Origin of the sequence: Caballeronia sp. ATUFL_F2_KS9A, assembly GCF_023630765.1 — a bacterium.
Classification (GTDB): domain Bacteria; phylum Pseudomonadota; class Gammaproteobacteria; order Burkholderiales; family Burkholderiaceae; genus Caballeronia; species Caballeronia zhejiangensis.
The window spans coordinates 1-270 of the sequence record NZ_JALQEK010000070.1; the positions used below are offsets into that span (position 1 = coordinate 1).

Sequence of the window (270 nt, forward strand, 5' to 3'; positions counted from 1 at the left end):
GATGCACAGACCGTTCGAGCTCAAGCCGAGCGCATCCAGGACGCTGACGTGGTGTTGTGTCAAGGTGAGATTCCGCCTGACGGGATTACCGAAGCTGCTCGCGGCGCCAAACGATTCGTGTTCAATCTGGCACCGGTTGTTGATGTTGATCCAGAGGTCATTCGCATGGCCGACCCGCTGATAGTTAACGAACATGAGGCGGCCTTGGTGGCTCTTGCTTTGGGATCGACGACTTCTCGTCTTGAGGATGATCCTGACGCAGCTTTGCGC

At 56.7% G+C, this 270-nt stretch carries 1 pseudogene; it reads left to right on the top strand.

The window, feature by feature from the left end:
* Positions 1–270: pseudogene (locus tag NCS67_RS31820) on the top strand (hypothetical protein); the annotation flags it as partial.